At 65.2% G+C, this 13,289-nt stretch carries 14 protein-coding genes; 4 read left to right on the plus strand and 10 right to left on the minus strand.

All coding sequences use genetic code 11. The features are described from left to right. The coding region (locus ACSHSS_RS25550) for an IS3 family transposase (RefSeq protein WP_445545710.1) at nt 1–300 on the plus strand (300 nt) is incomplete at its 5' end. A gap of 99 nt (nt 301–399) precedes the next feature. Here ACSHSS_RS25550 and cyaY read toward each other — a convergent pair. Next, entirely contained in the window at nt 400–726 is a 327-nt protein-coding gene (gene cyaY, locus ACSHSS_RS25555; protein WP_006400626.1) for an iron donor protein CyaY, read from the minus strand. A 36-nt stretch (nt 727–762) separates the two neighbouring features. On the opposite strand from cyaY, the gene lptM reads away from it, so the two are divergent. Continuing rightward, a complete protein-coding gene (gene lptM / locus ACSHSS_RS25560) occupies nt 763–1,035 on the plus strand; it encodes an LPS translocon maturation chaperone LptM (RefSeq protein WP_012212565.1) in 273 nt (90 codons plus the stop codon). A 59-nt stretch (nt 1,036–1,094) separates the two neighbouring features. Here the strand turns inward: lptM and msrQ are convergent, their stop codons facing one another. The 5 genes from msrQ to ACSHSS_RS25585 all read right to left on the minus strand — a co-directional run bounded on the left by msrQ (nt 1,095) and on the right by ACSHSS_RS25585 (nt 7,156). Continuing rightward, complete coding sequence (msrQ, locus tag ACSHSS_RS25565) at nt 1,095–1,796, minus strand: protein-methionine-sulfoxide reductase heme-binding subunit MsrQ (protein WP_069219910.1); 702 nt, start codon at nt 1,794–1,796, stop codon at nt 1,095–1,097. Nucleotides 1,797–1,816: 20 nt separating this feature from the next. Beyond that, nucleotides 1,817–2,812, minus strand: a complete 996-nt coding sequence (gene msrP, locus ACSHSS_RS25570) for a protein-methionine-sulfoxide reductase catalytic subunit MsrP (RefSeq protein WP_217262306.1) — start codon at nt 2,810–2,812, stop codon at nt 1,817–1,819. Between the two features lie 156 nt (nt 2,813–2,968). Next, entirely contained in the window at nt 2,969–4,159 is a 1,191-nt protein-coding gene (ccsB, locus tag ACSHSS_RS25575) for a c-type cytochrome biogenesis protein CcsB (protein WP_261513844.1), read from the minus strand. 4 nt (nt 4,160–4,163) lie between these two features. Next, nucleotides 4,164–6,380, minus strand: coding sequence for a cytochrome c biogenesis protein ResB (locus ACSHSS_RS25580; protein ID WP_006400631.1), 2,217 nt, complete (start codon nt 6,378–6,380; stop codon nt 4,164–4,166). A 122-nt stretch (nt 6,381–6,502) separates the two neighbouring features. Beyond that, on the minus strand, nt 6,503–7,156 hold the full coding sequence (locus ACSHSS_RS25585) for a c-type cytochrome (protein ID WP_012212561.1): 654 nt from the start codon (nt 7,154–7,156) through the stop codon (nt 6,503–6,505). Nucleotides 7,157–7,369: 213 nt separating this feature from the next. On the opposite strand from ACSHSS_RS25585, the gene yihA reads away from it, so the two are divergent. Together yihA and hemB are read left to right on the plus strand one after the other, a co-directional pair. Next, nucleotides 7,370–8,029: a ribosome biogenesis GTP-binding protein YihA/YsxC gene (gene yihA, locus ACSHSS_RS25590; RefSeq protein ID WP_006400634.1), complete on the plus strand. Its 660-nt coding sequence runs from the start codon at nt 7,370–7,372 to the stop codon at nt 8,027–8,029. A gap of 249 nt (nt 8,030–8,278) precedes the next feature. Further along, nucleotides 8,279–9,277: a porphobilinogen synthase gene (gene hemB, locus ACSHSS_RS25595; protein WP_006400635.1), complete on the plus strand. Its 999-nt coding sequence runs from the start codon at nt 8,279–8,281 to the stop codon at nt 9,275–9,277. A gap of 110 nt (nt 9,278–9,387) precedes the next feature. On the opposite strand, the gene dsbD is transcribed toward hemB, so the two are convergent. The 4 genes from dsbD to ACSHSS_RS25615 form a co-directional block, all read right to left on the minus strand. Next, complete coding sequence (gene dsbD, locus ACSHSS_RS25600) at nt 9,388–11,244, minus strand: protein-disulfide reductase DsbD (protein ID WP_261513848.1); 1,857 nt, start codon at nt 11,242–11,244, stop codon at nt 9,388–9,390. Next, the gene (gene cutA, locus ACSHSS_RS25605; protein WP_006400637.1) at nt 11,237–11,563 is read right to left on the minus strand and encodes a divalent-cation tolerance protein CutA; all 327 of its coding nucleotides are present in this window, start codon (nt 11,561–11,563) and stop codon (nt 11,237–11,239) included. Before cutA ends, dsbD begins: the two co-directional genes overlap by 8 nt. Nucleotides 11,564–11,775: 212 nt before the next feature. Next, complete coding sequence (rplQ, locus tag ACSHSS_RS25610; RefSeq protein WP_006400638.1) at nt 11,776–12,171, minus strand: 50S ribosomal protein L17; 396 nt, start codon at nt 12,169–12,171, stop codon at nt 11,776–11,778. A 139-nt stretch (nt 12,172–12,310) separates the two neighbouring features. Beyond that, a complete protein-coding gene (locus tag ACSHSS_RS25615; RefSeq protein WP_006400639.1) occupies nt 12,311–13,288 on the minus strand; it encodes a DNA-directed RNA polymerase subunit alpha in 978 nt (325 codons plus the stop codon). Between the last annotated feature and the right edge of the window lies 1 nt (nt 13,289).

The following is a 13,289-nucleotide window of genomic DNA, read 5'->3' on the forward strand; positions in this document are numbered from 1 at the left end:
CCGTTATTGCATTCGGATCAAGGCTGGCAATACCGGATGCCGGCGTATCGCTGGGAACTGAAGAAGCGCAAGCTGACCCAGAGCATGTCGCGCAAGGGCAATTGCCTGGACAACGCCGCGATGGAAAGCTTCTTCGGCACGCTCAAGTCTGAGTGCTACAACGGGCATTGTTTCACTTGTGTAGAGCAATTGCGCGACACGCTGGACCACTACATCCACTACTACAACCACGAACGCATCAAGCTCAAATTGAAAGGGCTGAGTCCCGTGCAATACAGAACTCAGCCCTTGGGCGCCTAGTGTTTAACCGTCCAACTTTGCGGGGTCAGTTCACCCGCGGGGCGCTTTTTTCTTATCCGGCGATGCACGCACGCACCGGCGGCGCCGGCGCGTACCGCGTCACGCGGTGAACGTGATCGGCAGCCCGGCCTGCTGCGTCGCGTACTCGCTCAGCGCGGCGAAGAACTCGGTGCCGGTGCGCGTATCGCGCCATGCGCCGTCGACGTAGCGATAGTGGAAACCGCCCGCCTTCGCGGCGATCCACACTTCCTTCATCGGCGGCTGCAGATTCACGATGATCTTCGAGCCGTTCTCGAAGGTGAGCGTCAGAACGCTGCCGTTGCGTTCCAGATCGATGTCGTGATCGCCATCGTTCGCGGCGTCGACGGTACGCTCGACGGCCGCCAGCACGGCCTCGGCACGGGTCAGGTATTCGGTATCGGACATGCTAAACTCTATCGGTTCAATTGTTCAGGGACGATCATGCGAGTCGTTTTCCGGATGAGCGCGATTGTAGCGGCTTTGGCGATTCTTGCCGGCTGCGGCCAACGCGGCCCGCTCTATCTGCCTACCGTGCCGCCGCTGCCGCAGAAGCCGATCCAGCAGCAAGACACGCCGCCGTCGGACGTCGCACCGACCGACGAAAACGCGTCCGACACGCCCGACTCGTCCGGCACACCGCTGACGCTGTCGCCGGAGCTGTCCGACGGCACCGCGAAAGCGCCGGCCGCCGCTTCGGGCACGTCCGTGCAATAAAAGCGTCTGCGCGCCGCCACGCGCGCGGCTCGCTCGCTACAGAAGGCGATGACGTTCCGTCATCGCCTTTCGTTTCTCTGCGCATCGCGCGCCGCATGCAAGCGCCGCACGGCCCACGCGATGAGCCGCCAGCCGAGCAGCGCCGCGACGATCGCCGCATAGAGTTTCGGCTGCGCGAGATCGTGCTTGCCGGCCCGCATCCACCAGAAGTGCAGCACCGCGAACGCAGCGATCGCGTAGATCGCGCGGTGCAGCGTCGCCCAGTGCCGGCCGAGCCGGCGCACCATCGCGCGCGGCGACGTCGCCGCAAGCGGGATCAGCAGCACGAACGCGGCGAAGCCGACCGTGATGAACGGCCGCTTGCCGACGTCCTTCAGAATCGCGGCCACGTCGAACCACTTGTCGAACCAGAAGTAGGTCGTGAAGTGCAGCGTCGCGTAGAAGAACGCGAACAGGCCGATCATCCGGCGAAAGCGCAGCAGCGCGGTCACGCCCGTCACGCGCCGCAGCGGCGTGATCGCGAGCGTCGCGCAGAGCATCACGAGCGTCCACAGGCCCGTCGAGCGCGTGACGAATTCGATCGGATTGGCGCCGAGCCGATCGGTCATCCCGAACAGCACGAGCCGCGCAAGCGGATAGAGGCCTGCCGCAAAAACCAGCACCTTGGCCGCAGCGAGCCAGCGCGGCACGGCCGTACGCGCGGCGCCGGACGCCACGCGCGAGCGCGCGGCATGCGAAGACGAAAGCGGTGTCGGCGTCATGTCCTGTCGCACCCGTGCACTCAAAAGTTCTTCTTCAGGTCCATGCCCTGATACATCGACGCGACGAGATCGCCGTAGCCGTTGAACATCAGCGTCTTGCGTTTCGGCGTGAAAAAGCCGTCTTCGCCGATACGACGCTCGGTCGCCTGACTCCAGCGCGGATGGTCGACGTTCGGATTCACGTTCGAATAGAACCCGTATTCGTTCGGCGCGTACGTGTTCCAGCTCGTCTTCGGCTGCTTGTCGACGAAGCGGATCTTCACGAGCGATTTCGCGCTCTTGAAGCCGTACTTCCACGGCACGACGACGCGCACCGGCGCGCCGTTCTGGTTCGGCAGCACCTGGCCGTAGACGCCCATCGTCAGCAACGTCAGCGGATGCATCGCCTCGTCCATCCGCAGCCCTTCCGAGTACGGCCAGTCGAGCATCGGCGTCGACAACCCCGGCATCTGCGACGGATCGGCAAGCGTGACGAACTGCACGTATTTCGCGTTGCCGGTCGGCTGCACGCGCTTGATCAGCTCCGACAGCGGCACGCCGATCCACGGAATCACCATCGACCATCCTTCGACGCAGCGCAGCCGATACACGCGCTCCTCGAGCGGCGCGAGCTTCAGCAGTTCGTCGATGTCGAACACCTTCGGATGCAGCACCTCGCCCTCGACGCTCACGCGCCACGGACGCGGCCGCAGCGTGCCGGCGTTCTGCGCGGGATCGCCCTTGTCGGTGCCGAATTCGTAGAAGTTGTTGTAGGAGGTGATGTCCTTGAACGGCGTGACCTTGTCGGCCGCGACGAACTTTGCGTTCGTCTTCGCGGCAAGCTTCGTCGCACGCGCGTCGGGCGACGCGTACGCGGCGAACGCCGCGCCGCTGCCGCCGAGCAGCCCGCCCGCGGCCGCGGCGCCGGCGGCCTGCAGCACGCGCCGGCGATGCTCGAACAGCGCGCGCGGCGTGATCTCGCTGCGCGCGATATCGTCGCCCGTCAGCAGGTGACGGAAAGAACGTTTGATCCACATCGTGCTGCTCCTTTGCGCGCGCCGGCGCACGCCTCATCCGCATTCGACCGGCGCCGCCGGGCGCCGTTCGGCACGCGCTGCGCGCGCGCATTACAAAAGAGAACCGCCGGGCACACGGTGCGCCGGCGGTCTTTTGTCTGACGAGCGTCGAAACCCTTACAGCTTGCCGTAGCTATGCAGCCCGGACAGGAACATGTTGACGCCGAGGAACGCGAACGTCGTCACGAGCAGGCCCGTGAGCGCCCACCACGCGGCCACCGCGCCGCGCAGCCCCTTCATCAACCGCATGTGCAGCCACGCCGCGTAGTTCAGCCACACGATCAGCGCCCACGTTTCCTTCGGATCCCAGCTCCAGTAGCCGCCCCAGGCTTCGGCCGCCCACAGCGCGCCGAGGATCGTCGCGATCGTGAAGAACGCGAAGCCGACCGCGATCGACTTGTACATCACGTCGTCGAGCACCTCGAGCGTGGGCAGGCGGTCGGCGAGCACGCCGCGCTCCTTCATCAGATAGGCGACCGACACCATCGCCGACAGCGCGAAGCTGCCATAGCCGATGAAGTTTGCCGGCACGTGGATCTTCATCCACCAGCTCTGCAGCGCCGGCACCAGCGGCTGGATCTGCTGCGCATCGCGCGCGACCGAGTACCACATCAGGAAGCCGACCGCCGCGCTGATGACCAGCAGCACGAACGCGCCGAGCGCACGCGTGCCGTAGTGCCCTTCGTAATAGAGATAGAGCAGCGCGGTGATCAGGCTGAACAGCACGAACACTTCGTACAGGTTCGACACGGGGATATGCCCGACGTCGGCGCCGATCAGGTAGGACTCGTACCAGCGCACCATCAGGCCCGTGAAGCCCATCAGCACCGCGACCCACGTAAGCTTCTGGCCGATCGCCGATCCCGTTGCCGAACGCGCGAGTAGGCCGATCCAGTAGAACAGCGTCGCGAGCACGAACAGCGCGCTCATCCACAGGATCGCCGACTGGCTCGACAGGAAGTACTTGAGGAAGAACGCGGAATCGGCGCGCGCGAGATCGCCCTGATAGATCTGGATCGACAGCAGCGACAGCACCGCGATCGACGCCATCATCAGCCGGGCCGGCTTCCACCGCCAGCCGAGCGCGACGAGCGCCGGCACGGTGCCGATTAGCACGGCCTTGTCGTAGTAATCCATGTGCGCCTTGTAGTGCACGAGCGCATAGCCCGCGCCCACGACAAGCGCCAGGGCGAACAGCCAGTCGAGCGGCGACAGGCGCGCGAGGAACGGACGCTCGTCGAACGACGCGGCCGGAGCCGGCGCCTTGGCCGACGCCGGACGGGAAGAGGAGACTTGAGTGAGATCCATGATGTTACCGGGTGGAATTCTCGGAATCGGAATCGCCGCCGACGGGCGGACGCGCGGCTGAAGCGGCAGCGGCCGGCGCGGCATCGCGCGGTGCGGCGTGCAACGCGGCGCCCGCCGCATCGCGCGTCTGCACGAATTCTTTCTCGAAATCGAAGGTCTTGCGGGCCGTGGACATCGCCATCACCACGTCGACGCCGGAGCCGGCGTCCTTCAGCCAGAACCACAGACGCCGCTCGCGCACATAGAACATCGCGAAGATGCCGGCGACCAACAGCAGGCTGCCAAGATACACCAGATTCTTGCCGGGTGCGCGCGTCAGCTGAAATACCGAAGCTTGCACCTGCTTGAAGGAGTCGAGCTGCAGATAGACGGGCGCGCCATACAAAAAGCTGTCGGACAGCGCGTTCAGCGCGTTCTGCACGAAGCGGAGCGTGTCGTTGCCCTGCTGCGCGGCCGGCTCGCCGGCGCGCTCTCGCGCGATCTGCCAGACCTCCCACATCGAGCCTTCGAGCATGCGCAGCATCAGGTTCGCGGCCTTCTCCTGCTCGGCTTTCGGCACCGAACGGTCGATGAACGTCGCGACGGCCTGGAAGCCGCCGATCGGCTGGCCGTCCGCGCCGCGGCCGACGCTGTCGTCGCTCGCCGCGAAAAGGGTCAGCACCTTCTGCGCGCTGTCCTGCAGGCGCGCGCGCAGCGACGCGTCCGTGCCCGGCAGCGAACGCTGCGCAAAGCGCGCCGCTGCTTCCGCGCGCACGGCCGGATCCTCGAGCGCCGCGCGCAGACGCATCCATTCGCCGATAGAATCCTGACCGTCGGCCGGAATCCGCATGTAGCGGAACGGATCGTTCGGGCTCGCGCGCACGCCCGCGAGGAACACGCGCTCGCCGTTCATGTCGACGGGCAGCATGTAGTTGTTGAATTCGCGCGCCTGACCGTCCTTGCCGCGGATCTTGTACTGCACCGACGGCCCGATGTTGTGCAGCTGCATCGGCTTCGACGTCTTCGCGCCCGAGCCGAGCCGCTCGTCGAACGCCTCCTTCAGCGATGCGGTCTTCGCGACGCCGCGCACGTCCGGCTTGCCGTTCGCGTCCGCCATGTTCTCGACGTTGATCGCGCGGAAATCGGCGAACTCGATCGTGTCGCCGTCGACGCCGGGCATCTGCAGCGGCGTCGAGCTGCCGATCGTGCCCTGCACCGCGAACGGCTTCGCGCTGCCGCCCGTCATCGGGTAGGCAGTCATCTGCATCTGCGAGCCGCCGTCCTGGAAGGACGACTGATAGATCGACACGCCCTTGTACGTGAACGGCTTGTTGACCTCGACGCGCGCCGGAATCTTGCGGCCCGTCTCGCGATCGATCACGACGATGTCGCTCGCGAACAGTTTCGGCATGCCGGTCGAGTAGTAGTCGACGATGAACTTGTTCAGCTGGATCGAGAACGGCAGATCCTGGATCAGCGAGCCGCTCGGCTGGTTCAGGATCGCGGTGGAAACGAACTGGCCCTCCGGCACCCACGCGTAGCCGCGGAACGTCGGGTTCGACGCGGACAGCCGGTGATCGGCCGAAATCTCGCTGATCGTCGCGCTCGTGTTGACGGGGCTCTTGCCGAACATCCACATCTGGAATTTGATGGGCAGATTGCTGTCGAGCAGCCCGCCGATACAGATCACGACGATCGCGAGGTGCGCGGAAATGTAGCCCCACTTCGTCATCGCGCCGCGCTTCGCGGAGATCAGCGTCGCGCCGTCGGTTTCGCGCACGACGTGCTTGTAGCCGGCCTTCGCAACGAACGCGGCGAGCGTCGCCGTCGCGGCCGCACGCGTGCCGCTCGCCGAATACTCGGCCTTGTGATGGAACGCGCGCAGGCTGCCTTCGCGGACCTTGTCCTTCCAGCTCTTCGCGTCGGCGAGCATCTTCGGCGCGTTACGGATCACGCACAGCGAGATCGACACGACGAGGAAGATCAGGATCAGCATGAACCACCACGCGCTGTACACGTTGTACAGGCCGAGCGCGCGGAAGATGTCGGCCCAGAACGGGCCGAACTGGTTCACGTAGTTCGGATAAGGATCGTCCTGGGTGAGGACGGTGCCGATGATGCTCGCGATCGACAGCACGACCAGCAGCGCGATCGCGAAGCGCATCGAGCTGAGCAGCTCGACCGCGCGCTTCGACGCACCATGACCCGACTTCGACTGCAACCCCGACGTGGTAACGCTCATTCAAACTCCGACTGACAACAAAAAAGGGCAAGGCGGCCGCAACGACGCGGCGCCCCACCCTTTTCTTGTTCTGACTCCGGCCGCCTTTCGGACGCCCGGTCACTCCGTTCGCATCGAACCGCTCAATGCAGGCCGGCGATGTAATCCGCGACGGCCTTGATCTCGCTGTCCGACAGACGCGATGCGATCTGATGCATCGCCTCGTTGTTGTTCCGCGCGCCGGCACCCTGCTGGAACGCGGTCAACTGGGCCACCGTGTAGTCGGCCCATTGTCCCGACAGACGCGGATACTGAACCGGAATGCCCTGCCCGGTCGGCCCGTGGCAACTCGCGCAGGCGGGCACGCCCTTGTCCGCGATGCCGCCGCGATAGATCTTCTGGCCGAGCGCCACGGTGGCCGCGTTGCGCGCGGTGCCGGGCTTGGCCGCTTGCGATCCGTAATACGCGGCGACGTTGCGCATGTCGTCCGGACTCAGCGCGCTCGCGAATCCGACCATCACCGCGTTGTTGCGCGCCGGCCCCTTCGCGCCCGGCTGCGCCTTGAAGTCGTTCAACTGCTTGACCAGATATTCGGGATGCTGACCGGCGAGCTTCGGGAAATTGCCCGAGGCGCTGTTGCCGTCGGCGCCGTGGCACGACGCGCATACCTGCCCGGCGATCGCCTTGCCGCGCTCCAGATCCGGCTTGGCCGCATCTGCCGCGCTTGCCTCCGCTACGAAACCTACGAACCCTGCTGCAACCTGAAGCACCATCAGAGACTTGCACAGTCGATTCATTCGCACACCCTGTTTCGTCTTGTGGGAATTTGAGGTTCTGCAAAAAACGACGGCGTTCAGTCTACCGCAGAAGCCGCATAAAAGTGCGACGCAGGCGCCCCGGGGCCTTCGGTAAATCCGCCGTATTGTACAATATCGCGCTGAAAGCCCCGCGCCTATCGGGGCTACCCCGCCTCCACCAAGCGGCTCGCGCCGCCCGTCCGTCCGGTTCCCATGGCCTTTCTGCTCCATCAAGCCCGCTTCTATACGACCGTCAATCACCTGCGCGATCTGCCGCCCACGGTGCAGCCGGAAATCGCATTCGCGGGCCGCTCGAACGCCGGCAAGTCGACGGCGATCAACGTGCTGTGCAACCAGAAACGGCTGGCATTCGCGTCGAAAACGCCCGGCCGCACGCAGCACATCAACTACTTCTCGGTCGGGCCGGCCGCGGAACCGGTCGCGAATCTCGTCGATCTGCCCGGCTACGGCTACGCGGAAGTGCCCGGTGCCGCGAAGGCGCACTGGGAGATGCTGCTGTCCACCTATCTCGCGACGCGCTCGCAGCTCTGCGGGCTGATCCTGATGATGGACTCGCGCCGCCCGCTGACCGAACTCGATCGCCGGATGATCGAATGGTTCGCGCCGACCGGCAAGCCGATCCATACCTTGCTGACGAAGTGCGACAAATTGACGCGGCAAGAAAGCATCAACGCACTGCGCACCACGCAAAAGGGGCTGGATGCCTATCGCGATCAGGGTGTCCAGGGCAAGCTGACGGTCCAGCTGTTTTCGGCGCTCAAGCGCACGGGCCTCGACGAAGCGCATGCGTTGATCGAGAGCTGGGTGCGGCCGTCCGTCGCCGACGAAAAAAACGAGCCTGTAGCACAATGAACGGCAACGCGCGGCGGGATCGGCCGCGCGCACCTGAGAGCGCCTGCGATTCGGACGGCTCATAAAAAAACCCGCCGTCGAACGGCGGGTCAAACAGCCTAATCGAAAAACGACAGGCACCCGCTCAGGGAGGAGAAGCGGGGAGCGCCGCGCATCGCGCGTCGCCCGATCGCTATCATATACCAACGCCCCCGAAAATGACCTAAGGGTTCCGTAAGGTCTTATTGCCCTGATTTCTGCCAATTCGTCATGAGTTTCCATCCGCTTCATCGTCCGCGCCGGATGCGCCGCGACGATTTCTCCCGGCGCCTGATGCGCGAAAACCGCCTGACCACCGACGATCTGATCTACCCCGTGTTCGTCGTCGAAGGCACGAACGAGCGGCAGCCCGTGCCGTCGATGCCCGGCGTCGAGCGCGTATCGGTCGATCTGCTGATGCAGGTGGCCGAGCAATGCGTCGAACTCGGCGTGCCGGTGCTGTCGCTGTTCCCCGCGATCGAGCCGGCGCTGAAGACGCCGGACGGCCGCGAGGCGGGCAATCCCGAAGGCTTGATTCCGCGCGCGGTGCGGGAACTGAAGAAGCGCTTCCCCGAACTCGGCGTGCTGACCGACGTCGCGCTCGATCCGTACACGAGCCACGGCCAGGACGGCGTGCTCGACGAGAACGGCTACGTGATCAACGACGACACGATCGAGATCCTGATCGAGCAGGCGCGCGCGCAGGCCGAAGCCGGCGTCGACATCGTCGCGCCGTCGGACATGATGGATGGGCGTATCGGCGCGATCCGCGAGATGCTCGAAAGCGACGGGCATATCCATACGCGCATCATGGCGTACTCGGCCAAGTTCGCGTCCGCGTTCTACGGCCCGTTCCGCGACGCGGTCGGCTCGGCGTCCAATCTCGGCAAGGGTAACAAGATGACCTACCAGATGGATCCCGCGAACAGCGACGAAGCGCTGCGAGAAGTGCGCCTCGACATCGACGAAGGCGCGGACATGGTGATGGTCAAGCCCGGCATGCCGTATCTCGACATCGTGCGCCGCGTGAAGGACGAATTCCGCTTCCCGACCTACGTGTATCAGGTGAGCGGCGAATACGCGATGCTGAAGGCCGCCGCGATGAACGGCTGGCTCGACCACGACAAGGTCGTGCTCGAATCGCTGCTCGCGTTCAAGCGCGCGGGCGCCGACGGCGTGCTCACGTACTTCGCGCTCGACGCCGCGCGTCTGCTGAAAGCGCAACGCTGATCCGCGCGCCTGCGCGGCTGCAAAACGAAACGGCGGAACACTTCGGTGTTCCGCCGTTTTTTGTGCGCGCTCGATTGCGCGGCGACGTCGCCTCGCGTGCGGTTCGTGCGTTATACGGTCGGCACGGCCGCGCGATCGAGGCTGCGCAGGAACGTCTCCGCGGCCTGATAGCCGACCACGCGCGCGACTTCCTTGCCGTTGCGATCGAAGAAGATGATGCCCGGCGGCCCGAACAGGCCGAAGCGCTTGAGCAGCGCCTGATCGTCCGCATTGTTGGCGGTCACGTCCGCGCGCACGAGATGGAGCTGCGCGAGCCGCGCCTGCACGCGCGCGTCGGTAAACGTCAAGTGCTCCATCTCCTTGCAGCTCACGCACCAGTCGGCGTAGAAGTCGAGCATCACCGGCTGCGCGGACGTCTTCAGCTGCGCATCGAGCTCGCCACTCGAGCGCACTGCCGCGAATGCCGGCCCCTCGTGCGCGGCGGCCGCCGCTGCATCGCCGCCGGGCGCCGCCGCGCGCGACGCGAGCACCGCGAGCGGCTTCACCGGATCGGTCGAACCGGCGGCGAGGCCGACGAGCAGCGTCGCGGCCCAGATCGCGAGCGCCGCGCCGAGGCCGCGCGCGAGCCGGCGCCAGATCGAGGCGGCACCCGCATTCGGCGTGAACAGCCCGAGCGCCGCTGCGGCGACGAGCAGCCACAGCGCGGCCAGCATCATCTTCAATCCGCCGCCGAGCACCGGCCATACGATCCACAACGCGGCCGCGAGCAACACGATCCCGAAGAACACCTTCACGCCATCCATCCACGCGCCTGCGCGCGGCAGCAGCGTACCGGCGCCGACGCCGACGACGAGCAGCGGCACGCCGAGCCCCATCCCCATTGCGAACAGCGCGGCGCCGCCGAGCCATGCGTTGCCCGTATGCGCGATGAATGCGAGGACCGCGAACAGCGGCGCCGTCATGCAGGCGCCGACGACGAGCGCCGACAGCGCGCCCATCGCCGCGACCGCCGCGAAGTGGCCGCCCTGACGCGCGCCGGACGCTTCGGCCGCACCGTTCTGCCAGCGCTGCGGCAACGCGATGTCCTTGCCGGAGATCAGCGATACCGCAAATGCCGTCAGCAGCACGGCGAATGCGCCGAGCACCCACGGGTTCTGCAGCCATGCGCCGAGGCTCTGACCGATCAGCGCCGCGGCGATCCCGAGCACCGTATAGACGAGCGCCATGCCGACCACGTATGTGAGTGACAGCGCGAAGCCGCGTGCGTGCGTGGCGCGCGTGCCCTGGCCGATGATGATCGCCGACACGATCGGGATCATCGGATACGAACACGGCAGCAGGCTCAGCACGACGCCCGCGACGAAGTACAACGCAACGATCGTGAAGAAGCCCTGCCCTTCAAGCAGCGACTGCGCGAAATCGGCGCTCGTGACCTTGTCGAACCAGCTGCCCTGCGCGGCCATATTGCCGGTCGCATTGCGCGCCGCATTCGACGCAGTGCCGAGCGCGGCGCCGTCGATCTTCACGACATGTTCGGCGGGCGGATAGCAGATGCCTTCGTCCGCGCAGCCCTGCGACGTGACGGCGAGCTCGAACGGCCCGGCCGCCTGCTTCACCGGCACGTGGATCACGACGTCGCCGCGATACGTCTCGACGTTCTTGCCGAAGGTCTGGTCGAACTTCACATGGCCAGCGGGCAGTTGCGGCTCGCCGAGCGTCGCCTGGCCGCTTTTCACCGCGAACGCGAATCGCTCGCGGTACAGGTAGTAGCCGTCCGCGACCTTGAAGTGCACGTCGACCTGCCCCGGCGCTTCGCTCGCGCTGAACTTGAACGCGACCGCCGGATCGAGGAAATCGTCGGCCGCGCGTGCGATCGACATGCCGCCCAGCATGCACAGCACCGACAACAGGAATGCAAAGAATTGCAGCGCACGCGCGCGCACGGGAAGCGCCATACCGTTAAACATGAAAGAGACGTTGAGTTTCGCCGGCCACCCACTGACCGTAGGCGTCCGATGCGGTCGCCTGCCACGACAGGATTTCGGGCGTGTCGTACGGATGATGCGCGACGATAAATCGCTCCAGTTCGAGCGCGCGAACGGCGCTCGTCTTGAACAGCAGCTGGATCTCGTCGGCGGTTTCGACCTTGCCCTGCCAGTGATAGCGCGACTTGATCGCGCCGAGTTCCGACACGCACGCGGCGAGCCGCGCACCGAGCGCACCGTCGGCCAGCGTCGCGGCCGTCGCGGCATCCGGCACCGTCGTCAGCATCAGTACTACCACCATTCGCGCCCTCCTGATTCGCTCGCGGGCCCGGCGCCCGTCCGGCGACGGCAACTCGCCGCACGCCGCGGCCCACGCTTGTCGCCCCGTATCGTAGCGCAGCGCGAGCGCGGCTGCCGGCGGCGCACTGCGACAATCGATCGCAGCGGGCGCCCGAAAAACAAAAAGGGCCAAGCAATCGCTCAGCCCTTTCGGTTACTGCTTCGTACTGAAGCTTATTCCGCTTCTTGCACGTTTTCCGTTTCGTCGACTTCCGGACGATCCAGCAGTTCGACCAGTGCCATCGGTGCGTTGTCGCCGACGCGGAAGCCGAACTTCAGGATACGCAGGTAGCCGCCCGGACGATTCGCGAAACGCGGACCGAGCACGTCGAACAGCTTCGCGACCGAATCGCGATCGCGCAGGCGGTTGAACGCCAGGCGACGGTTCGCGAGCGACGGCTTCTTGCCGAGCGTGATCAGCGGCTCGACGACTTTACGGAGTTCCTTCGCCTTCGGCAGCGTCGTCTTGATGACTTCGTGCTCGATCAGCGAGTTGGACATGTTGCGGAGCATAGCCAGACGGTGGCTGCTCGTGCGGTTCAGTTTCCGCAGACCATGACGATGGCGCATTTCAGTTTCCTTGATTCAAAGTTTTGATCCAGCTCTTCTATCGCACCCCGAACGGGCGCACGGGCCGGTAACGAAAAAAAGCAAGATGCGGATTTTAAAGGAAAATCCGCATCTTTGCCAGCTTCAGCAACTACCGCGCTTACTTGTCGAGACCAGCCGGCGGCCAGTTCTCGAGTTTCATGCCCAGCGTCAGGCCGCGCGAGGCGAGCACTTCCTTGATCTCGTTCAGCGACTTGCGACCGAGGTTCGGCGTCTTCAGCAGCTCGTTTTCCGTGCGCTGGATCAGATCGCCGATGTAGTAGATGTTCTCGGCCTTCAGGCAGTTCGCGGAACGGACCGTCAGCTCGAGATCGTCCACCGGACGCAGCAGGATCGGATCGATCTGCGGTGCGCGCGACGGTGCCTCGGCAGCGGTTTCCGTGCCTTCCAGCGCCGCGAACACGGACAGCTGGTCGACGAGGATGCGCGCCGATTGACGGATCGCCTCTTCCGGCGTGATCACGCCGGTCGTTTCGATGTTCATCACGAGCTTGTCGAGGTCGGTACGCTGCTCGACACGCGCGCTTTCGACTGCGTAGCTCACGCGGCGAACCGGCGAGAACGATGCGTCGAGCACGATGCGGCCGATGATCTTGGCCGTGTCTTCGCCATAGCGACGAACGTTGCCCGGCACGTAGCCGCGACCCTTCTCGACCTTGATCTGCACGTCGAGCTTGCCGCCCTTCGACAGATGCGCGATCACGTGATCCGGGTTGATGACTTCGCAATCGTGCGCCAGCTCGATATCGCCGGCGGTGACGACGCCCTCACCTTCCTTGCGCAGGGTCACCGTCACTTCGTCGCGGTTGTGCAGCTTGAACACCACGCCCTTCAGGTTCAGCAGCAGGTTGACGACGTCCTCTTGCACACCATCGAGCGTCGAATACTCGTGCACCACGCCCGCGATCGTGACTTCCGTCGGCGCATAACCGACCATCGACGACAGCAGCACGCGACGGAGCGCATTGCCCAAGGTGTGGCCGTAGCCGCGCTCGAACGGCTCCATGACCACCTTCGCATGGTTCTCGCCCAGCGATTCCACGGCGATGATCTTGGGTTTCAACAAACTGGTTTGCATA

The sequence above is a fragment of the Burkholderia sp. BC1 genome, assembly GCF_052683555.1.

Excerpts from the sequence above, each read along its gene's own strand:
- cyaY (WP_006400626.1), bottom strand. The coding sequence starts at position 726 with ATGTCCGATACCGAATACCTGACCCGTGCCGAGGCCGTGCTGGCGGCC.
- lptM (WP_012212565.1), top strand. The coding sequence starts at position 763 with ATGCGAGTCGTTTTCCGGATGAGCGCGATTGTAGCGGCTTTGGCGATT.
- msrQ (WP_069219910.1), bottom strand. The coding sequence starts at position 1,796 with ATGACGCCGACACCGCTTTCGTCTTCGCATGCCGCGCGCTCGCGCGTG.
- msrP (WP_217262306.1), bottom strand. The coding sequence starts at position 2,812 with ATGTGGATCAAACGTTCTTTCCGTCACCTGCTGACGGGCGACGATATC.
- ccsB (WP_261513844.1), bottom strand. The coding sequence starts at position 4,159 with ATGGATCTCACTCAAGTCTCCTCTTCCCGTCCGGCGTCGGCCAAGGCG.
- ACSHSS_RS25580 (WP_006400631.1), bottom strand. The coding sequence starts at position 6,380 with ATGAGCGTTACCACGTCGGGGTTGCAGTCGAAGTCGGGTCATGGTGCG.
- ACSHSS_RS25585 (WP_012212561.1), bottom strand. The coding sequence starts at position 7,156 with ATGAATCGACTGTGCAAGTCTCTGATGGTGCTTCAGGTTGCAGCAGGG.
- yihA (WP_006400634.1), top strand. The coding sequence starts at position 7,370 with ATGGCCTTTCTGCTCCATCAAGCCCGCTTCTATACGACCGTCAATCAC.
- hemB (WP_006400635.1), top strand. The coding sequence starts at position 8,279 with ATGAGTTTCCATCCGCTTCATCGTCCGCGCCGGATGCGCCGCGACGAT.
- dsbD (WP_261513848.1), bottom strand. The coding sequence starts at position 11,244 with ATGTTTAACGGTATGGCGCTTCCCGTGCGCGCGCGTGCGCTGCAATTC.
- cutA (WP_006400637.1), bottom strand. The coding sequence starts at position 11,563 with ATGGTGGTAGTACTGATGCTGACGACGGTGCCGGATGCCGCGACGGCC.
- rplQ (WP_006400638.1), bottom strand. The coding sequence starts at position 12,171 with ATGCGCCATCGTCATGGTCTGCGGAAACTGAACCGCACGAGCAGCCAC.
- ACSHSS_RS25615 (WP_006400639.1), bottom strand. The coding sequence starts at position 13,288 with ATGCAAACCAGTTTGTTGAAACCCAAGATCATCGCCGTGGAATCGCTG.